Origin of the sequence: Sphingomonas turrisvirgatae (genome assembly GCF_001721295.1) — a bacterium.
GTDB lineage: Bacteria > Pseudomonadota > Alphaproteobacteria > Sphingomonadales > Sphingomonadaceae > Sphingomonas > Sphingomonas turrisvirgatae.
The window spans coordinates 34,053-51,832 of the sequence record NZ_MDDS01000021.1; the positions used below are offsets into that span (position 1 = coordinate 34,053).

A 17,780-nucleotide genomic window follows, 5' to 3' on the forward strand; every position below is an offset into this window, starting at 1 on the left:
CATGTCGATCACCTTCTTCCTCAGCGTCGATCGGAAAGCCGATGCCGCGCCCGCCGTCATCACCGCCCGCCAGCTCGCCGCGTTCCGCGCCTTCGCCCGGGAGCGTGGCCAGCTTCTCGAAGACGAGGACGATGACCCCCTGGTGTCGTGCTCGTTCGAAGCCCGCGTGTGCCCCTGGTCGCTCGCATCAATCTGCGCGATCTTCGATCACGACGTTGGTGTCATCTCCGTTGTCGAGGAAGCCCAGTTTCGTGGACTCAACGTCCGCTTCTGGCGCGACGATGCGACCCGCGCGATCACGATGCGCGTCGCCAGCACCCCGGACGGCGCAGCGGAGATCAACCTCGCGAACGGCAACGCCTTCCACGTCCTCGACGCCCTACGACTTTCGGACGATAATTGCGGCAGCATGCCCATCGGGCAACTACGCGAAACACTCGGCCGGCCCTATGTTCGCCGCGACCTTGGTCGCCTCGATGGTCGTTACCTCGAGCGCTTCGATAGCCTCGCTGCTCAGGCAGACACCAGTGACGGGATACGCATGGTCTGGGGATAGCCTCCCTCCAGTCGCCATCGCGTCGGGGAGCATCGGGCTTCGCCTCGATGCTCCCCATTCTTTTGCCGGAATGGACCGAAGCGTCGCCGCCTTCACCGAGGCATTGAAAATGGGGAGCGCCTTACGGCTGCTCCCCTTTCTTTTTACATGATGGGCTTGAGCCCGTTTTCACGCTGACCCGCTCACGCGGTCAGGCGCTTCACGGCCTCGGCGATCCCGAGCTTCTTGATTGCTCCGATGATCGCACTGAACTGGCCGGCATCGGCCTTCATCAACCCCGATCGTTCCACCTCCTTCAGCAGCTCCGAACGCTCGCGATCAGCCAGTTGCTTTCGCCGTTCATTGAGGCGCTGTTCGTCCGCCTCAAGCTGTGCCCGTTCCTGCTCGATACTCCGTGCCATAAGACATGCCTTTTCTGATCGTGGACCAGCCTCCATGTCACACGATGCCAGCACCTGCCCACCGGCACAATAGCGACGGTCATGATCGCTCGCTGGTCCGGTTTTACCGGACCAGCATGGGGCGACGGACACTGACCTTCGGCCAGGTCCGTCGTGGGGCGGGATCGCTCCGCCCAACCCCCTTCGGTCATGTCCGGTGATCGCCTGCCTGCGGCGCTTTCCCTCCCGGAACCCGGTCCAGTGATCGGACATCCAGCCATGATGCCATCACCACCACGACAGTCCCTAAGGATTTGCACACCGTACGCGGCACGCCGCAGGTTAAGTGCCTGAAATACGGTCTGTTCACAGGGTGTGTCGTGTTCTCATGGTGGAAAAGCCTAGCCGGAGTTCGCTAACCCGTTGAAATAGCGTCTAGTTCGACGTTCCCAGCATGTAATACGTTTTCTATGGCGATGTCTGAAATCGCGTGTTAAACCTCCGGCTCCGAAATCCCCACCATCCACCAGTTGAGTGGATGGATCATGACTACACACCACGTCGGCTTCAGGCTTTCGAGTCAGGCTGTTGCGACCCTGGACAGCTTCGCGAAAGAGCGTGGATGCTCTCGCTCGGAGGCGTCCCGTTTAGTCTTTCATTTCGGACTTCCACTGGCGGTCGCGAGCCATTCATTCAACGTCAGTCGCGTCCTGCTCATCCTAGAGCAACTGTCGGCTTCGATGGACCTCATCGTTACCCGCGAGCATCCCGACTACGCGGAGAAGATCATCGACATCGCCCAGGAGCGCGTGGAGGTTCACCATGCGCAGCGGTGATATCCGGTTCAACGGTCAGGCGGCGACGGTAAAGCACCATTCAGCGCGGGGGCGGATCACCCGCAACTCCGGCAATTTCACCCGCGGTTCGCAGCTGCTTGCCAGCCAGTACAAGATGACCTGGGCGGGCCTCCAGGTGCCGATCTGGATCTGGCTCGGGACGTTCATCGTCCTGTTCAATATCTTCGTCTGGCTGGGCCTCGCCGAGCATGAGTTCCAGCTCGACCTGATGAAGCTCTACTCGGCGATCTGGACATGGGTCGGCGCGGACAGATTCCACCTTATCAACCTGACCCTGCCCAACGGCGTCGTGACGAAAGTTCCGATCGGTTACGTTCCCTACGAGCCCCATGTCGTTCACGCCTGGGCTAAAACCGTCAAAATCTTCCTGACGACGCTCGTCATGTCGGCTTTCATCGCCGCTCCGCTCATCATGTGGTTCATCATGTGGGCCAACAAGCGCGGCAGCGACATGCTCCAGGAACGCCATAACCGCGGCGCCCTGCTTGTCGAGCGAGATGTCCTCGTCAAAACCGTCAGCGGCCACAACCGGCGCAGGTTCCGAACCGAGTGCGCCGAGCACGAGCCCCCATACGTCCCGGAGCTGGTCGCCAAGGCTCCAATCCTCGATCGCATCGACCGGGGCATCCACGTTCCCTATACGATCGCCGGCATCCCCTATCCGTGGCGGCTCGAACAGAGCCATACCATGCTCATCGGCACCACCGGCACCGGCAAGACGACGCAGCTGCGCAGCCACGTCTCGCAGCTTCGTGCGCGCGGGCATCGCGCCGTCATCTTCGACCTTACCGGGGTGTTCGTGGAGACATTCTACAACCCCGAAACCGACGTTATCCTCAACCCGATGGACGAGCGTTGCGCGCCGTGGACGCTGTTCGACGAGTGCCGCAACTATGCCGACTTCGTGTCGGCCGCCTCGGCCCTTATCCCCTCGCATCCCGACGACAAGGAGCCGTTCTGGCAGAACGCCGCACGCATGCTGTTCATCGAGATGTGCCTGAAGCTTCAGGAGATGGGCGAGGCCAACAATGCCGCCATCGCGCATCACCTGATGCAGGCTGACCTGAAGTCGATCAACGCCAAGCTGGACGACACGATCGCGGCCCCGCTGACGACGGAGAAAGCGGCCCGCATGGCGGAGTCGATCCGATCGGTCCTGAACGTCAACGGACAGGCGCTGCGCTTCATGCCGGACCCCGTCCCGGGCGGCCCGCCCGCCTTCTCGATCCGCGACTGGATCGCGACCGACAATCGTGACGGCTCGATCATGTTCATTACCGGCTCGTACAATGACCTGGAGATGACCCGCGGCCTGTTCACGCTGTGGATCGACCTCGCGGTCAACAACCTCATGCGCCTGCCCAAGACGCGCGATCTGCGCACCTGGTATCTGTTCGACGAGGTACACGCGCTCCACGCGCTGCCCGGCATCGAGCATGGCCTCCAGTCGGCGCGCAACTTCGGAGGCGCGTTCGTCCTCGGCATCCACTCGTTCGACAAGCTGGTCGCGACCTATGGCCTGCAGAACGCGACCGCGCTCACCGGCCTCGCGCGCACCAAGCTGATCCTCGCCACCGCCGATCGCACGACCGCCGAGAAATGCTCCGAGTTCATCGGCAGCCGGGAAGTCCGTCAGATGGATGAGGCATACAGCTACGGCTACAACAATACCCGCGACGCCTCGACGCTCACACCGCGTACCGCGATCGAGCCGCTGGTCATCCCCGACGACATCAACAACCTGCCGTCGCTCCACGGCTTCGTGAAGTTTCCCGACGGTTTCCCCGCTGCGCGGATCGAACTCAAGTACCGGTCCTATGCCGAGGTCGCGCCGGGGGCTGTTCCCCGCAAGAACTTCAAGCCGACCGAATACGTCTCGCCGGAAGACCGGCGTCGTCAGACCGCCCGGAACAAGGTCGCGGATGAGGGGGGTGAGGGCGGCCGGGAACATACCCCCACGCGGTCCGTGGGAGGCGTAGAGGCAAGGGAACGAGAAGAGCCGGACCTGACCGCCGCTCAGCCCGAGAAGCCCCGTAGCGAGGCGGAGAAGGCGGCTGCGGCGATGGAGGTCACCGGGGCGCTGCCGGTGGTGATCGATCAGGTAACCGGCAAGGGCGTGATGACCAGCCCGACCGGCGCCGATGCCGTCCGCGCAGCGGAGCCAGCGGTTCCCGTCGCGTCCGAAAAGGTGCGCGACGCGCGGATCGGTCTGAGGCTTCCCGATCCGGGGGCGTCGCCAACGCTCACGGCAGGCCCGAACGCGCAACGATCGGACGCCGAACGACCAATGAGTGGCTCTGATCTCGGTCGGCAAGATGGCGACCGCCATGAGGACCAGGCGACCCGTGAGTTGCGCGATGGGTTTGCGACGCAGCGCGATCCCGATCACCACCATCGTCATCACGGCCCGGATCATTCGCCGGAGATCGATGACAACATGGACATGGGGATGTAGCCGATGCTGTCGGTCGCCTCCGTCAAATCCGCCTCCGGCGCGGCGCAGTATTTCGCCAAGGACGATTACTACACCGCCGAGCATTCGTCCGAGGCGACCGCCTGGGGCGGGGTGGGCGCGGCCGATCTTGGCCTCAAGGGCGAGGTGACCAAGGAGGACTTCGAGAAGATCCTCAACGGCGAGATGCCCGATGGCGAGAAGGTCGGGCAGGTCGAGGGTCGGCGGTTAGGCGTCGACCTGACATTCTCGATGCCGAAATCGGCGAGCGTCATGGCCTATGTCGCCGGCGACGCCCGTGTGCTCACCGCGCATATGAACGCGGTAAAGGCGACGATGGGCTGGGTCGAGAAGACCTTCGCCGAAGGCCGCACCTACGATCAGTCCAGGTCAGGGGATGCGGTGCGTACCGGCAACCTCGTCTATGCGCTGTTCCAGCACGACACGAGCCGCGCTCTCGATCCGCAGGGCCACATCCACGTCCTTATCGCCAACATGACCAAGATGGCGAACGGGGCATGGCAGGCGCTCCACAACCAGCAGCTCTGGAAGAACAACACCACGATCGGCGCGGCCTATCACGCGCAGTTTCGCGCCGAGCTGGCCAAGATCGGCTATGAGACCAGCGTCACCGGCAAGCACGGCCAGTTCGAGATCAACGGCGTGCCCAAGCAGGTGATCGATACCTTCAGCCAGCGGCGCGCCGATATCCTGGCGAAAGCCGGCGAGCTCGGTGTCACCTCCGCCGAGGCGTTGCGCAAGGTGACCAACAATACCCGCGACGCCAAGCTGAACGTCGAGGATCGCGATGCCCTGCGCCAGGAATGGCGTGACCGGGCGGCCGCGCTCGGATTCGACGGCAAGGCACTGGTCGATGCCGCGCGCGAGCGTGCCGGCACTAGCGGCCTCGATGCCCAGCCACGACCGATGGAGCGCCTCGGTGACGTCCTGGCCAATATCCGCGAAAGCCTGGGCGAGTGGTTCCGATCCGCCGATCCGCTCGTCGCCAGCGGTCTCGACCGACTGCGCATCGCGCCGGTGGATCTGCGCGCCCAGCACGCCGTCGCCTCCGCGATCCGCATCCATGCCCAGCGCGAAGCCGCGTTCGCCGTGCCCGACATCACCCGGACCGCGCTCGACCTCGGGCTGAAGGGTGTCACCGCCGCGCATGTCGACGCGCGCGTCTCCGAGCTCATCCGCAACGAGAAGCTGATCCCGGGCAAGGAGGACCGGATCGACGGCGTCGTCACCCATGTCACGACGCCCGAGGCGCTCGCGACCGAGCGCGGTATCCTTGCCGAGATCGAGCGCGGCAAGGGGGAGGGGCGGGTGATCGTCTCCGCCGACACCGTCATCGAACGGATCAACGCCGCATCGGGCGACAAGGAACTCAACGCAGGCCAGATGGCGGCCGCGACGATGGCGCTGACCTCCGCCGATCGTATCGTCGCGGTCCAAGGCGTCTCGGGCGCCGGCAAGTCGACCATGCTGGCGAGCGTCGCGCGCAACGTCGAGCAGGAGGGCGGCAAGGTGGTCGGCCTCGCGCTCATGAAGGCGACCGCCGATCGCCTCGGCGCGGAAGCCGGGATCGAGAGCCGCACCGTCTCCTCGTTCGTCCACAGCTATGCCCGCCACGCGCTCGCTGGGAAGGGAGCGGGCTATGACGGCGCGCGCGACGCGCTCGCCGGCACGACGCTGATCCTCGACGAAGCCTCGATGGTGGGTTCCGACCAGATGAAGCACCTGGTCGGCATCGCCAATGCGCTCGGCGTCGATCGCTTCCTGATGATCGGCGATCGCCAGCAGATCACCGCGGTCGACGCCGGCAAGGCGTTCGCGCTCGCGCAGGCCGGCGGGATCACGATGGCGCGGATGGACGAGAATCTGCGCCAGCGCACCGAGCAGCTGCGCACCGTCGCTGCGCTGACCAACCGTGGCGAGGTGCGCGAGGCGATGGCGATGCTCGGCGACAAGGTCACCGCCAACCCCGAGCATGTGAAGGCCGCGGCCGAACACTGGCTGGGCCTAACCACCGAACAGCGCGAGACCACCGCGATGTTCTCCTCGGGCCGCGTCGCCCGCGCCGAGCTCAACGTGCGCATCCAGGACGGCCTCGCCGCAGAGGGGGCGCTGAAGGGCGAGGGCGTCGTTACGCCCGTCCTCGACAAGGTCAACGTCACGCGTGAGGAACTGCGCTACGCGCATACCTACAAGCCGGGCCAGGTGATCGACCTGCGCCATGCCATGCGCGAACTCGGCCTCAGCCCCGGCACCTATGACGTGCTCGGCGTCGACGCGAAGGGCCGCGTCCAGGTCCAGATCGGCAACCGGGTTCGGACCTTCGATCCGCAGAAGATATCGCCGGTCGACAAGACCGATGCGATGCAGCTCGCGCAGCGCGAGGAGATCCGGCTGCACGAAGGCGACAGGATCCGCTGGACGCAGAACGACAAGGACCGCGGCCTCAACAACAACGACATCGCCCGCGTCGTCTCGGCCGACCCGTCGGGGATCAGGGTCGAGGCGAGCGACGGCACGCTCCACGAGCTGAAGGCGGGCGATCCGATGATGGAGCGGATCAGCCTCGCCTACGCGCTCAACATGCACGCGGCGCAGGGCATCACCACCGATACCGCGATCGCGGTGATGAGCCACAAGGAATCTAACCTCTCCAACCAGCGCCTGTTCAACGTCACCGTTACGCGCGTCCGCGACGACATCCAGCTGTTCACCGACGACCGCGAGAAGCTGACCGCCGCGATCGAGCGCAACGAGGGCAACAAGACCTCGGCGCTCGAAACCACCGGCGCGCTGACGATCGATCCCGATCGCGGCGCTGCCGGCACAGCGGCGAAAGCAGGCGCGGGCGAGACGTTCAACCCCTCGCTGCCGCCCGACCTCGATCGCGGACCGGAGAAAGTTGGGGGCGAGCCGAGCGCCGACGTCAGCCAAACCGTCGAGCGGCAGCCGCCCGATTTCAAGAACGATCCCTCCCTTGCAGCCGCATCGCTGCGGATCGGCGTCGAGAAGCCGGAAATCGAACTTCCCTACCCCGAAAAGGACATCGGACTGGAGCTATGAGCATGACCACGTCGCCACCGACCTGGGATCAGGTGATCGCCACGAAACATTGGCACGCCTGCGATCTCGACACCCATACGCTCGCGCAATGCAGCCAGCTCGCGCGGCGCGACGATGCGCTCGACTGGGGCGGCGAAACGCTCGCGATGGCCGCGATATTCGGCCTGACCTACGTCTTACTCCTGCCGCTCACCCGCGCGCTGCGTGCCCTCCGGGTCCGGCCCGAGCCAGCACGATGAGCCTCGCCGACCGCGACTATATGCACGGGGCTCCCCGCATCGGCCGGACCTCGCGGCTCGACACGCCGCCCTGCGATGCGATCGAGGGCGCGTCCGAGCATCTCCAACAGGCCCGCAGGAAGCCCGTGGAGCCACGGTCAACCGCGCCGCGCGTGCTCGTCCCCCTGACGCGCCGGCTGCGTCAGGCGGGGCTCCTGGCGGCCGTGGTGGCGGCTTTCACCTTCGCCTGGGCGGTCGGATGCGGAATCGTCAGCGCGTCGCTCCACACCGATGGTGGAATTTTCGTTCCGCCCGCAACCCAAGGTACGCCCGGTGGACGGTAGTTTCCCTTTTCGCTTCCGGCGCCAACCCGAGCCGACGCACGCGACCCTCACGATCGCCGAAACCGCGGATCTGACGGCAGCGGCGCTTGAAGCGGTCCGCGCCGGTGACGGGGGCCGGCTCGCGGTATTCGGCGATGGCGACGCGATCGCCGAACTCGCCGACCAGGTCCGCGACCAGCTGATCGACCCCGCGCGCGGCAACTGGGACTTCTTCGCAGACCATCCGAGCGACTATGCACGCTCGTCCGCGATCGAAGCGTTCCTTCCCGACGATCCTGACGTTTGCTCGGGCTACACCTGCGCTTCGCGCTATGTGCTGCTCCGCGCGATCCAGCATGCCGGCGATGAACCTGGTGCGACCCTTTCGGCCGTCCGCGATCTGATACGGGATCTCCCGCCGGAAGCCGTCGCAGAGGCGGCGGGACACGATTCTGGAAACGGTCACGCCCTGCGTTGGGGAATGACCGTGCTGGCCGGCGTGCGACGAGCGACCCACGCTTTCGCCGACCACGACCGGCTGATGCCCAGGATCTCCATCGCGCGCTGGCTGGCAGGATCGGCGTCGACCATCCTGTTCGTACGACGCGAACCTGGACTGACTTCGAGCGAGGTTGTCGCCGTCGAGGCCTCGCTGCGCGATCACGCGATGCTGTCCAGAATGGACGTGTTTCCCCTGGCTCTCCCCTCGCAGTCGATGGAGGTGGTCGATGGGCATCGATGATCGCGACTATATGCGCGATCGCTACCGCAAGCGGCAGGGGCTCGATCCCGGTGCGACGCAATGGAACGATCGCAAGGCACGGGTCGAGCTGAACCGCTTCGGGTTCAGGAAATCGGTGCCGCTGGGGAGCGCGAGCTGGATATCTGGCGGATCGAAAGGGTCGTGGTTCGAAGCCAGGAACAGGGGCCACGATTATCAGCGCGGTCGATGGCGGCCCCGCCCGCGCTTCACGCCGGCCCCTTACTGGCAGGCGCTGGGCGTCGGTGTTGCCATCGCACTGGTCCTTGCGGCCTGGGCCGGGCAGGGCCAGATCAAGCGCGCAACCTCCAGCCTGTTCGCGTCAATCGTGGGGACGAACACCGGTTTTCCGGAATCGGGAACGGTCGCCGTCTCCTCCAGCGTCGACCTGCGAACCGTCAGAAGCCACCTGACCATTCAGGGTGCGGCAGACAATAGCATCGTCCAGCTGCTCGATCCGGCGACGGCGAAGAACCGGCTGTCGGTCTATGTCCGCGCCTTCGAGCGTGTCACCGTGCCAGCCCCGCTCGGCCAATATCGCGTCCGCTTCATCCACGGCCGCGAATGGGCAGATTCTCGGACCTTCTTCGGCAAGGGCACGCTGCACGACGAGGTTGCCGGCGTGATGCTGTTCACGCGACGGGTCGGGCACACGCTCGATCTTCGTCTGGGGGCCGACAGCAATCTCGTGGTCCGGCGCATCGCCGCCAAACCGGCCTCGATCCAGTGACACTGTCCTTCATCCACGCGCGGGGATTTCGCATCGCACCGCCAGGACCGGCCCCCGCGCGCCGGCACGGCGATCAACCGGGACAGGAGACATGAGCAACTGGGATTTCGAGGAAATGGGCGAGTTCGGCTCGGATGCCGACGCAGACCGCTGGGCGAAGCGCAACAACATCGCCCCGCAGGATGTCCGCATTCGCCGCAAGGGGGACGGGGTTGAGCTGGAGGTCCGGCGCTCGGCGCTGGGCGACAGCAGCGCCCGCCACGATGACCGTCGCGACGGCCGACGCAACGGTTTCTTCTGAAAACGGCCAGGGAAGGAGTACACACGATGAAACTGAAGATGATCGCCGCGCTGGGGCTTGCCGCCCTCTCCGTGGCCTTGCCGTCGGCCGCCAGCGCGCAGTCGTCGGCGCCGGTCCTGCTCGCGATGGCGAGCTTCGCCGGAAGTCATGCCGGCACCGATGCCGCGCGCGAGGTCGAGGCGAAGAAGGCGCGCTATCGCGCGCACGCGCTTCACAACGGCAAATGCAAGGACTGCGCGGACTGTCCCGACTGCAAGGACTGTGACGAAGCCGCGAAGAAAGTTGCGGCGGACGAGGAGCGTGCCGGGATCTGCGATCCCGCAGCGCATGCGAAGAAGGCGGGCGCCGGTGCTTGATCGCACCCGCATGCTCGTCGTGACGGCCGCGCTCGCGGCCGTCACACCTTCAATGGCCCACGCCCAGAAGCTGGGGCAGGGCGGCACCGGCGTCGACGAGACGACCGCCGTGCCGCAATGCCAGGTGCCGCTCGGCGTTGCCGCGCTGGTTGAGGAGAAGGCCGCCAACCCGGCCGATGGCCTGTCGCCGCAACTGCAGGCGCTCATGCGCATGGCGGAGATGCAGAACGGCGGTTCGACCGCGCGCGTCGACGCGCTGCCACTGGTCAAGCTGATGATCGCGCGATCCAATTGCTTCCGCGTCGCCGATCGCGGCGAGGCGTTCAGCGCGCTCGAACGCGAACGCGCGATCAATGGCGGGACTGCCACAACCCGGCCTGTCACCAAGGCGGATTATCTGATCGAGGTGAAGGTGGTCTATTCCGACGCCAAGTCGCGTGAGAGCGGGGGCGGGGTCGGCGGTGTGTTCGGCGGGGCGGTCGGGCTCAAGTCGAAGACACTCGAAAGCCAGGTGCTGATGACGCTGGTCGACGTGAACACCGGCATCCAGGAAGCGGTCGCCAGCGGGTCGGCGCGCAAGAAGGATATCGGCGTCGTGGGCGGTGGGCTGTTGCTCGGCCTTGGCGTGGGTGCGCTCGGTGGAAGCTACGCCTCGACCGACATCGGCAAGATCACCACGCTGGCGACGCTCGATGCGTTCCGCAAGCTGATCGAGGATGCACGGCCACGGCTCGAGGCGAGGCTGGTGCCGGCCAAGCCGCCCGCAATGGTGCCTCCCGCCTCCGCGCCGCTACCGGCGCAGGCGGTTCAACCGCTGCCGCAGCCAAATCCGGGAACGCCGAAACGATGATCCGCAAGAAATCGACCCGCGCGGCCGAGATCGCATTTGCCGACGAAGTGATGGCGTCCGACGAGTTCGCGGCTCTCCCCGAGCGCGTGCGATCGACGGTGCGGAACCATCGCCAGGGGATGCGGGGCGAGCGCGAGACCGCCTATATGCTCGATCACCAATTCGGGCCTGACAACGACCGCAACCTGCTTATCCACGATCTGCGCCTGCCGGACGGGCAGGGCGGGTTCGCGCAGTTCGATCATATCCTGCTGTCGCGGGCGTCGCGCACCGCCTCGATCTTCGAATCCAAGAACTACTCTGGCCGGATCTCGAAGAACGAGCATGGCGAATGGATGGTCTGGTATCGCTCGCAACGTCAGCCGCAGAACATCCCCAATCCGGTCGAACAGGCCAAACGACAACGCAAGGTGCTGCAGGCGTGGCTGAAGCGAAAAGGGCATGACAGGGCGTTCGCGGAGGTCGGCGTATTCGTGTCCGTTCCGCCCACCGCGATGATCGACCGTTCCAAAATCGGCAGCGACGAGCCGATCTACAAATGCGACAACCTTTACAAAGCCTGGGTGCCGTTCGGCGGGTCATCGCCCCTGGGACGAATGTTTTCGACCGGCGTCACCGCCGCGCAGATGGTCGAGATCGCCGACCAGCTCATCGCCGACCATGTCCAGGAGGGCGATATCTATACCCGCCTCGGCATCGTTCCTGACAGCACGGACGCCGCCGATACGTCTCATACCGGCGACCCGTCTGGGCCGATCAACATGCCCATCGTCCAGGCCGCGTCTGTGCCGGAATTGCCGCCGTACGTCGAGGCAGAGCCTGTCACTGTTCATCCGGCGCAAAGTCCCTCCACATCGGTAGCGGTTGAATGCACCGTTTTGGAGGTATCGCCCCCTGCCAAGGCGGTTCCCGTCAAGGCGGGCGCACCTATCGAGGTATGCGCCGGGATCGTCGAGCGGACACTGCCAGATGGCCGCATCGCATTCCGGGCCGCGCGCGACGATGAGATCGGCAGGGAGGTTCTTTCCGCGTTGTGCAAGGGCAAGGCGATCTGGAACCCGAGATTCTCCAACTGGATCTGCGTGCCCGACGTCGCCGACGTGATCCGGGCTGCACTTCCCGATGCGATCAGGGTCGGCCACGTCGCATGAATATGATCAGCCTGCCCCGGCCCGAATGCCCGTATTGCCATGAGGCGATGCGCCGCTGGCCGCTGGGGCAGCACATGCTGGTCTGCGACACCTGCCGCCGTCCGATCGTGCGCTACCTCGCTGCGCCCTCGCGTCGGATCTTTCGGCTGCGCCCGCTCTACAGCGTCATCAACGCCATCGCGCTGTTCATTCTGGTCGCGACCTTTCTCGCCATCGTGATCGCCCGCGCCGACATCCGGCATATCATGCTGGCCGTCGCGATCCCCATCGCGATGTTCGGCGCGAGCGATATCGGCGATGGCTGGCTGTCCTGGCGTACCTCGCTCGATCGAGGGTGGAACCACCTTCGCAAGGGTCGCAAGGCGCGGCTGATCGGGCTGGCACGCGCAGCGTTCGGCATCGCCGGCTGTGCTGTCGCCATCTTCGGGCTGCTTGCCTACGGCGACATGACCACTCCACGAAAACCGCTTGCCCATCAGGCTGGTCGGCCATGATTCCCTTCTGCCTGATCCTGGGCGACAGCACCGCGGTCGGCACGGCGCAGGCATTGGCAGCACAGGGCATACGCTGCGAGGTTCATGCGCGCGTGGGTGCCGGTTCGGCCGAGATCGAGCGGCGGGTGAGGGGCGCTTCGGCCGCCACCGTCGCCCTCATCGCACTCGGGTCGAACGATGCCGCCAGTCCGGCGCTCCCAACCAACCTTCTTGCGCTCAGGCGGCGAACCACCGCCGTCAAGGTGGCCTGGCTTGCCCCCTACGACCTGCGCGCGTCATCCATTGTCACGTCGATCGCGGCACGTTTCGGCGACACCGTCATCCCGCTGCGGGCGCAACCGAGCCGGGATGGCATCCATCCGGTCAGCTATCGCCCCGTCGCCAAGTCGCTGCGGTGGGGGGCGGTCGCCCCCTTCAGAGCCGGCGTAGCGCCGGCGCCGATCGCGCGCGCGACCGTGCTGGTGATGAGCAGCCCACTCGGGTCGTGATCGCCATCTTCATGCCGCGAGCATCGGTCGCCGGAACCGAACGGCTCGACTCAATCCCGCTGGAACAAATCCGGCCCATATGACAGGCTAAACGTCATGGACCATCGCATCACCCACACCTGCGGCCATGAGCAAACCCATTTCATTGCCGGGTTCGCGTCGCAGCAGGAGCGCAAGGCCACCTGGCTGCGCACGACGGTCTGCGGCGCGTGCTACCGCAAGCAGCGCCAGGAAGAGAACGAGCGCGACGCCGCGGCCTCGCAACAAGCCGTTGCCCATCTGTCGCTGGCGCCGCTCAACGGCTCGGAACGACAGGTCAGCTGGGCAACGACCATTCGCGCAAAACGGATCGCCTTGCTGCGCAAGGATCAACCTCTCGATAGCGTCGAAACCGGCGCGGCGCTGCTCGGCATCGCGGACGCCAAATGGTGGATCGACAACCGCGACGCGACCGACGCGCAGTTGCTCGCCTCGGCAGGGGTGGCTCAGGCTCCCGGCTGAACCGGCGTCGTCACCGCATTCTTCAGCGGCGCGGGCTTCTTGCCGTCAGGCAGCGTCCTGCGGAGGTGCTCGTGGACGATCGCAGCCGAGAAGGGCTTCGGGATGAACGTCGCCTTCTCGGGCATGTCACCCGGATTGGGACGGATATTGCCGCTGGCGATCACGATCTCGATCCAGGGCCAGTGCTGTGCGACATGACGCGCCAGCGCAAAGCCGTTGATCGATCCCGGCATCTCGACATCGGAGAACAGCAGGATGGTGTTGTCGGCCTGCTCCTCCAGCAGCACGATCGCGGTATCGCCGTCCATCGCCTCATGACAGCGAAAGCCGGCGTCCTCCAGGATCAGCGTCATGTCCATCAGGATGATCGGGACGTCATCGACCGCGAGCGCGAAAGGTACGGTCGACGTGTTCATCACCTCTACAACCGCCTGTATCCATAATCGCTCCCGCGACCGGCACGATGCTGCCGCCAAATCGTTGATGGCCTGACGGAAATTCGAGGGAGAACATCGAATGCGTAGCCTGGTTGCTGTGTTCACGGTCGGGATATTCGCGATCGCGACCCCTGCCGGCGCGCAGGACATGCCCGGCGCAGTCGATCTGGGCGCGCAAGCGCGCACCCAGGTTCAGTCAGCGACTGCTCGTGGCTATGCCGAACGGGGCGGGGCGGCGACCGCGCGAGGTCCGAACGGGGTGCCACTGTCCGCTCGCGCGAAAAGCTATTGCGACAGCTATTTGTAGGCGCTTGCAATCGTAGCGGCGTCTGCTCGCAAACGGAGCGATTTTCTGCTCGGATTATCTGACAATGGGCGGAGCAGTCTGCTCACGCTAATTGCCAATGTGCTCGCCATCATCCGGCGCTGCTCGCAGTCATGGTCGCCTGCTCACATTATCTGCCAGCGGGAGTGGCGTCAGCGTGGCACCCGGATGGAGCCGTCCGCGATCCCTTCGGCGATATTTGAGAGCATGACGGCGTAGCGGTGCAGGCCGGGGAAGCGACCGGCGTTTCTCTCGATCTCTTCGCCGTATCCGGCATCGAGCAGCGCCTTGAAGTCCGGCATCACGTCGAACATGCCGCCGAGCAGATCGATATCGGAAGCACCGATCAGCAGCAGGGCATTCGCATGGGCGTCGAGGCGTTTCATCGTCTCCAGCATTTCGGTTTTGGTCATCGCACCCTTTCCGCTTGCGTGGTGTCATCGCCTATTATGCGCTGGCCCTGTTCGCGAAAACCTTCCTTTCTGACGACCTCGCGGGCGGGCCATGACGACAACGCATTTCTGCGGCCCGCCGCTTGTCAGAACTGTTCTGGAAACCTGCTTCGCAAAAGCGCTTGCCGGCTACGGGTTTGGAGAGCCCATTGGCACGGAGCGTGAGCACAACGCCCCGTTTGCAAGCAGCGCCGGATGATGGCGAGCACATTGGCAGATAATTCGAGCAGGACGCTCCCCGCCAGCGGCAGAAAGCGTGAGCAGGAAATCAGGCTGTTTGCGAGCACACGCCGCTATGATTGCAAGCGCCTACAGTTAACAGCCCGGTGGTTGTCTCTCTCCCGCGCACAAAGGGCGCTCGCTCACTTAATCGAACGAGCGCCCTCCAGTCTGCTACTTACTTGTGGTCGCAGCAGGGAAGATCACAGTTCTGCGCCGCGGCATGAACTGCGCTGCCCACCTTGGCCGGAGCCGCCGCATATGCAGCGGTGCCCGAAAGGACCAGAACGGCAAGTGCAGAAGAAACAATACGAATCATCTTCATTTCCTTTGGTTGGGGGGTTACTTCTAATTCTTCTTTCGGAGCCGATGGCTCGGCAGGCGGCCTACCTCCTCGAGCGATTCCTTAGACACGAACATATCGGCAACTGCTAAGTATCCCTGGTCGCGCGTGACGCGGCAGCAGTCCCCCGGCCCATCCTCGCCGGCCTCATCGGCAAGCTGCTCCAATGCGCATAGCAGGTGCTCCGCGGCATCGAGCTTATCGTCTCGCAGCGCGCGCTGAAGCGCCGTCATGATCTGCGCGCTTAGCGATGGACCGGTCCGCCGCTGGTGCCCTCGTCTGCCTCGTTCCGGGAGCCTCACACCCGTTCTCCCGCCGGCGGGGCCGCTCTTTCTGTCTTGAATAGCCGAATGGCGGCCAGGCCGAGCACCAATTCGATGATCGCGAACAACCCGAGCGCCCCGCCTAGGCCGGGTCCTAGAAGCGCGCCGAATATAAGGCTCCCAAGGCCAAAGCCGACGAACAGCATGAACACGTTGAGGCCCATCGCCTGGCCGGGACGTTGCGCGTTCAGCGACGTAACAATGCCGGCGAACAACGGCTGGGTCATGTCATAGCCGAGGGAGAGGAGTGTCACCGCCACCGCGGCCATGAGCAGCGGCAGGTCGAACACCAGCATGCCTGCCGCCAGCGCACCGATGGCGAGCCCGATCGGGATTAGCCGGTTGCGTCCCTGCCGATCGACGGCACGGCCGATCATCGGTCCGAACAGGAAGCCGGGCACCCCATAGCCCAACAGCGCCAAGCCGATTCCGATGGGGCCGAGTCCGTATCGCTGTTCGAAATAGAGACCGAGCCAGGTGAAGACGCCGGAGTGGAAAACTGAGTTGATGAACACGAACGCGTAAGTCCGCCGCCCACGGGGGTCGGCGAGCAAGGCGCGATAGCCGGCGACCAGCGCCGCTACCCCGCCCGCCACGGGCTGAACGGCGCCGGCGATCAGGCGTCTGGACCCGAGCAGAATAAGGAGCGTAATGCCCCCGGCGATGCCAATGCCGACGAACAGTCCTCGCCAGCCAATATAGGGCTCGGCCACTGCGCCCACCGTCGAGCCGAACGCCATTCCACCCGCCATTGCGCCAAAGAGCCACCCCAACGGGCGACCGCGTTGTTCATAGGGGAAAAGCCGGCCGACCAGCACCAGGGCAAGTGGCACGACCCCACTCGCCCCCAATCCGGTCAGAACGCGCCATAGTGCTATCACCTCGATCGATCTTGCAGTGGCGGTCAGCACCGTCAGGATAGCGAACGTCGCGAGCGAGCCGGCCATCACCCGCCACAGGCCGAAACGGTCACCGATCAGGCCATAGACGAGCGTGGCCACCCCATAGGGAATGAGGTAGGCGGGTACGATCTGCCCGGTTGTGGCCGGCGACGCCCCAAACTCGGCCGCCAGACGCGGGATGATCGGTGCGACCATAAACGCCTGAAAGAAGATGATGAAGGTCGCGACCGAAAGCACCCGCAACAGGCGCTCACGTTCCTCATCGGGCATCGTGGTCCCGACGGTGCTCACGATGCCTCATCTTCATCGTTCTCCGACTGTCCGCAACGCCCGTCGCAAGACGCGGGCGATCGGATCGCGTCGAGGATTGTGCAGCCGTCCAGCGCGCCCTGCGCTGGACAGCTCGCAATCAGCTCATCAAGCATCGCGCCGATGCTCTGAAGCCTAGTGATCTTCCCGGCGATCTCGCTTCGCTTCGCAAGCGCACGCGACCGCACATCGCTGCAATCCCCAGCGGGGTCGCTTTGCAGGGCCAGAAGTTCGCGGACTTCGCGCAAGGTGAAGCCGAGCTGCTGGGCTTCGCGGATGAACCTGATCTGTTCGACGAGCACGGGCGAGTAGCGACGCGTCCCTCGCCCACCCGGCCGGATCGGCTGCACGATAATGCCTTCGCGCTCGTAGAACCGGACGGTTTCAACGCCAACGCCCGCTGCTTCGGCGGCCTTGCCGATGGTGAGTCCAACTGTCATGACGTCTTTTACCAGCCGTACCATAGTACGGTGTCAACCATTAAATTATGGATGAGAGGCGAAAGGGCGTGACGACTTCAACACCCTGTGTAAACGCTCGCGCTAAATGGCGGCGTTCTGATCGCGCTATTTGTCAGTTGCCGGGTCCGATGACGAGGCAATCGCGCGCGGCCTGAACGATGTCAGCGGTGACCTCCTCGACGCGGTTGAGGGTCATGATCCGCCGCATCTGCGCGAACAGGCGCTCCATGAGCCGGAAGTTGCCGCGCGGTTAGCGTCCGCGCTCGTGGTGTAATTTCCGGTGTAGATTGAGGCGATCGCGTGGGTGGGGCATGCCCCACCCACGCGATTTCGGTCTCGGTGGCCACCGGGCTCATCGGTAAGGTGGAGTTACCACACTTCACAGTAAGCGTGGCGTGAGGACCGCAGTTTATGCGGCTTGGGCTGTTGGCTGATCTGTCTGGGGCACCCAGTTCCACGGCATCAGCTCGTCCCAGCGGGTGGCGGGCCAGTCGCCGGCGACCCTGGCGAT

At 64.9% G+C, this 17,780-nt stretch carries 22 protein-coding genes; 16 read left to right on the plus strand and 6 right to left on the minus strand.

Going from position 1 to position 17,780, the window contains the following annotated elements:
* Position 1: 1 nt before the first annotated feature.
* Complete coding sequence (locus BFL28_RS09185) at positions 2-556, plus strand: hypothetical protein (protein ID WP_069320274.1); 555 nt, start codon at positions 2-4, stop codon at positions 554-556.
* A 182-nt stretch (positions 557-738) separates the two neighbouring features.
* On the opposite strand, the gene BFL28_RS09190 is transcribed toward BFL28_RS09185, so the two are convergent.
* Positions 739-957 carry a hypothetical protein gene (locus tag BFL28_RS09190; protein WP_069320275.1) on the minus strand — a complete coding sequence of 73 codons (219 nt, stop codon included), beginning with the start codon at positions 955-957 and terminating at the stop codon, positions 739-741.
* A 524-nt stretch (positions 958-1,481) separates the two neighbouring features.
* Between BFL28_RS09190 and BFL28_RS09195 the strand changes: the two genes are divergently transcribed.
* The 14 genes from BFL28_RS09195 (at position 1,482) to BFL28_RS09260 (ending at position 13,498) form a co-directional block, all read left to right on the plus strand.
* Entirely contained in the window at positions 1,482-1,772 is a 291-nt protein-coding gene (locus BFL28_RS09195; RefSeq protein WP_016509826.1) for a hypothetical protein, read from the plus strand.
* Positions 1,759-4,248: a type IV secretion system DNA-binding domain-containing protein gene (locus BFL28_RS09200; RefSeq protein WP_069320276.1), complete on the plus strand. Its 2,490-nt coding sequence runs from the start codon at positions 1,759-1,761 to the stop codon at positions 4,246-4,248. Before BFL28_RS09195 ends, BFL28_RS09200 begins: the two co-directional genes overlap by 14 nt.
* A gap of 3 nt (positions 4,249-4,251) precedes the next feature.
* A complete protein-coding gene (gene mobF / locus BFL28_RS09205; RefSeq protein WP_069320277.1) occupies positions 4,252-7,326 on the plus strand; it encodes a MobF family relaxase in 3,075 nt (1,024 codons plus the stop codon).
* A gap of 2 nt (positions 7,327-7,328) precedes the next feature.
* Positions 7,329-7,565 (plus strand): hypothetical protein, encoded by a 237-nt coding sequence (locus BFL28_RS09210; RefSeq protein ID WP_037447296.1) that lies wholly within the window; start codon positions 7,329-7,331, stop codon positions 7,563-7,565.
* A complete protein-coding gene (locus BFL28_RS09215) occupies positions 7,562-7,888 on the plus strand; it encodes a hypothetical protein (protein ID WP_035386408.1) in 327 nt (108 codons plus the stop codon). Before BFL28_RS09210 ends, BFL28_RS09215 begins: the two co-directional genes overlap by 4 nt.
* The gene (locus BFL28_RS09220; protein ID WP_035386407.1) at positions 7,878-8,609 is read left to right on the plus strand and encodes a type IV secretion protein; all 732 of its coding nucleotides are present in this window, start codon (positions 7,878-7,880) and stop codon (positions 8,607-8,609) included. The genes BFL28_RS09215 and BFL28_RS09220 overlap by 11 nt, the downstream gene beginning before the upstream one ends.
* On the plus strand, positions 8,596-9,357 hold the full coding sequence (locus tag BFL28_RS09225; RefSeq protein ID WP_010409145.1) for a hypothetical protein: 762 nt from the start codon (positions 8,596-8,598) through the stop codon (positions 9,355-9,357). The genes BFL28_RS09220 and BFL28_RS09225 overlap by 14 nt, the downstream gene beginning before the upstream one ends.
* A 91-nt stretch (positions 9,358-9,448) precedes the next feature.
* Positions 9,449-9,658 carry a hypothetical protein gene (locus tag BFL28_RS09230; RefSeq protein WP_010409146.1) on the plus strand — a complete coding sequence of 70 codons (210 nt, stop codon included), beginning with the start codon at positions 9,449-9,451 and terminating at the stop codon, positions 9,656-9,658.
* 26 nt (positions 9,659-9,684) lie between these two features.
* A complete protein-coding gene (locus BFL28_RS09235; RefSeq protein ID WP_010409148.1) occupies positions 9,685-10,014 on the plus strand; it encodes a hypothetical protein in 330 nt (109 codons plus the stop codon).
* On the plus strand, positions 10,007-10,864 hold the full coding sequence (locus BFL28_RS09240) for a CsgG/HfaB family protein (RefSeq protein WP_010409149.1): 858 nt from the start codon (positions 10,007-10,009) through the stop codon (positions 10,862-10,864). Before BFL28_RS09235 ends, BFL28_RS09240 begins: the two co-directional genes overlap by 8 nt.
* A gap of 119 nt (positions 10,865-10,983) precedes the next feature.
* Positions 10,984-12,015: a nuclease-related domain-containing protein gene (locus tag BFL28_RS09245; RefSeq protein WP_241527278.1), complete on the plus strand. Its 1,032-nt coding sequence runs from the start codon at positions 10,984-10,986 to the stop codon at positions 12,013-12,015.
* Complete coding sequence (locus BFL28_RS09250) at positions 12,012-12,509, plus strand: hypothetical protein (RefSeq protein WP_010409153.1); 498 nt, start codon at positions 12,012-12,014, stop codon at positions 12,507-12,509. Before BFL28_RS09245 ends, BFL28_RS09250 begins: the two co-directional genes overlap by 4 nt.
* Positions 12,506-12,997 (plus strand): hypothetical protein, encoded by a 492-nt coding sequence (locus BFL28_RS09255; protein ID WP_010409155.1) that lies wholly within the window; start codon positions 12,506-12,508, stop codon positions 12,995-12,997. The genes BFL28_RS09250 and BFL28_RS09255 overlap by 4 nt, the downstream gene beginning before the upstream one ends.
* Before the next feature lie 96 nt (positions 12,998-13,093).
* Complete coding sequence (locus BFL28_RS09260) at positions 13,094-13,498, plus strand: hypothetical protein (RefSeq protein WP_010409157.1); 405 nt, start codon at positions 13,094-13,096, stop codon at positions 13,496-13,498.
* On the opposite strand, the gene BFL28_RS09265 is transcribed toward BFL28_RS09260, so the two are convergent.
* Positions 13,483-13,914, minus strand: a complete 432-nt coding sequence (locus BFL28_RS09265; RefSeq protein ID WP_010409159.1) for a response regulator — start codon at positions 13,912-13,914, stop codon at positions 13,483-13,485. The two genes, BFL28_RS09260 and BFL28_RS09265, sit on opposite strands and share 16 nt — an antisense overlap.
* A 100-nt stretch (positions 13,915-14,014) precedes the next feature.
* On the opposite strand from BFL28_RS09265, the gene BFL28_RS09270 reads away from it, so the two are divergent.
* Entirely contained in the window at positions 14,015-14,242 is a 228-nt protein-coding gene (locus tag BFL28_RS09270; protein WP_241527279.1) for a hypothetical protein, read from the plus strand.
* A 170-nt stretch (positions 14,243-14,412) separates the two neighbouring features.
* On the opposite strand, the gene BFL28_RS09275 is transcribed toward BFL28_RS09270, so the two are convergent.
* From BFL28_RS09275 to BFL28_RS09290, 4 genes are all read right to left on the minus strand, one after another.
* Entirely contained in the window at positions 14,413-14,673 is a 261-nt protein-coding gene (locus BFL28_RS09275) for a hypothetical protein (RefSeq protein ID WP_021320008.1), read from the minus strand.
* Between the two features lie 436 nt (positions 14,674-15,109).
* Positions 15,110-15,250: a hypothetical protein gene (locus tag BFL28_RS20915; protein ID WP_158011640.1), complete on the minus strand. Its 141-nt coding sequence runs from the start codon at positions 15,248-15,250 to the stop codon at positions 15,110-15,112.
* Between the two features lie 322 nt (positions 15,251-15,572).
* Positions 15,573-16,790 (minus strand): MFS transporter, encoded by a 1,218-nt coding sequence (locus BFL28_RS09285; RefSeq protein WP_206599098.1) that lies wholly within the window; start codon positions 16,788-16,790, stop codon positions 15,573-15,575.
* On the minus strand, positions 16,787-17,272 hold the full coding sequence (locus tag BFL28_RS09290) for a MerR family transcriptional regulator (protein ID WP_206599099.1): 486 nt from the start codon (positions 17,270-17,272) through the stop codon (positions 16,787-16,789). Before BFL28_RS09290 ends, BFL28_RS09285 begins: the two co-directional genes overlap by 4 nt.
* Positions 17,273-17,780 lie beyond the last annotated feature (508 nt).

What these genes read in the sequence shown, in the direction of transcription:
- BFL28_RS09250 (WP_010409153.1), top strand. Translation starts at nt 12,012, where the DNA reads ATGAATATGATCAGCCTGCCCCGGCCCGAATGCCCGTATTGCCATGAG.
- BFL28_RS09195 (WP_016509826.1), top strand. Translation starts at nt 1,482, where the DNA reads ATGACTACACACCACGTCGGCTTCAGGCTTTCGAGTCAGGCTGTTGCG.
- BFL28_RS09235 (WP_010409148.1), top strand. Translation starts at nt 9,685, where the DNA reads ATGAAACTGAAGATGATCGCCGCGCTGGGGCTTGCCGCCCTCTCCGTG.
- BFL28_RS09230 (WP_010409146.1), top strand. Translation starts at nt 9,449, where the DNA reads ATGAGCAACTGGGATTTCGAGGAAATGGGCGAGTTCGGCTCGGATGCC.
- mobF (WP_069320277.1), top strand. Translation starts at nt 4,252, where the DNA reads ATGCTGTCGGTCGCCTCCGTCAAATCCGCCTCCGGCGCGGCGCAGTAT.
- BFL28_RS09225 (WP_010409145.1), top strand. Translation starts at nt 8,596, where the DNA reads ATGGGCATCGATGATCGCGACTATATGCGCGATCGCTACCGCAAGCGG.
- BFL28_RS09260 (WP_010409157.1), top strand. Translation starts at nt 13,094, where the DNA reads ATGGACCATCGCATCACCCACACCTGCGGCCATGAGCAAACCCATTTC.
- BFL28_RS09290 (WP_206599099.1), bottom strand. Translation starts at nt 17,272, where the DNA reads ATGGTACGGCTGGTAAAAGACGTCATGACAGTTGGACTCACCATCGGC.
- BFL28_RS20915 (WP_158011640.1), bottom strand. Translation starts at nt 15,250, where the DNA reads ATGATTCGTATTGTTTCTTCTGCACTTGCCGTTCTGGTCCTTTCGGGC.
- BFL28_RS09200 (WP_069320276.1), top strand. Translation starts at nt 1,759, where the DNA reads ATGCGCAGCGGTGATATCCGGTTCAACGGTCAGGCGGCGACGGTAAAG.
- BFL28_RS09275 (WP_021320008.1), bottom strand. Translation starts at nt 14,673, where the DNA reads ATGACCAAAACCGAAATGCTGGAGACGATGAAACGCCTCGACGCCCAT.
- BFL28_RS09270 (WP_241527279.1), top strand. Translation starts at nt 14,015, where the DNA reads ATGCGTAGCCTGGTTGCTGTGTTCACGGTCGGGATATTCGCGATCGCG.
- BFL28_RS09210 (WP_037447296.1), top strand. Translation starts at nt 7,329, where the DNA reads ATGACCACGTCGCCACCGACCTGGGATCAGGTGATCGCCACGAAACAT.
- BFL28_RS09215 (WP_035386408.1), top strand. Translation starts at nt 7,562, where the DNA reads ATGAGCCTCGCCGACCGCGACTATATGCACGGGGCTCCCCGCATCGGC.
- BFL28_RS09185 (WP_069320274.1), top strand. Translation starts at nt 2, where the DNA reads ATGTCGATCACCTTCTTCCTCAGCGTCGATCGGAAAGCCGATGCCGCG.
- BFL28_RS09245 (WP_241527278.1), top strand. Translation starts at nt 10,984, where the DNA reads ATGCGGGGCGAGCGCGAGACCGCCTATATGCTCGATCACCAATTCGGG.
- BFL28_RS09190 (WP_069320275.1), bottom strand. Translation starts at nt 957, where the DNA reads ATGGCACGGAGTATCGAGCAGGAACGGGCACAGCTTGAGGCGGACGAA.
- BFL28_RS09265 (WP_010409159.1), bottom strand. Translation starts at nt 13,914, where the DNA reads ATGAACACGTCGACCGTACCTTTCGCGCTCGCGGTCGATGACGTCCCG.
- BFL28_RS09255 (WP_010409155.1), top strand. Translation starts at nt 12,506, where the DNA reads ATGATTCCCTTCTGCCTGATCCTGGGCGACAGCACCGCGGTCGGCACG.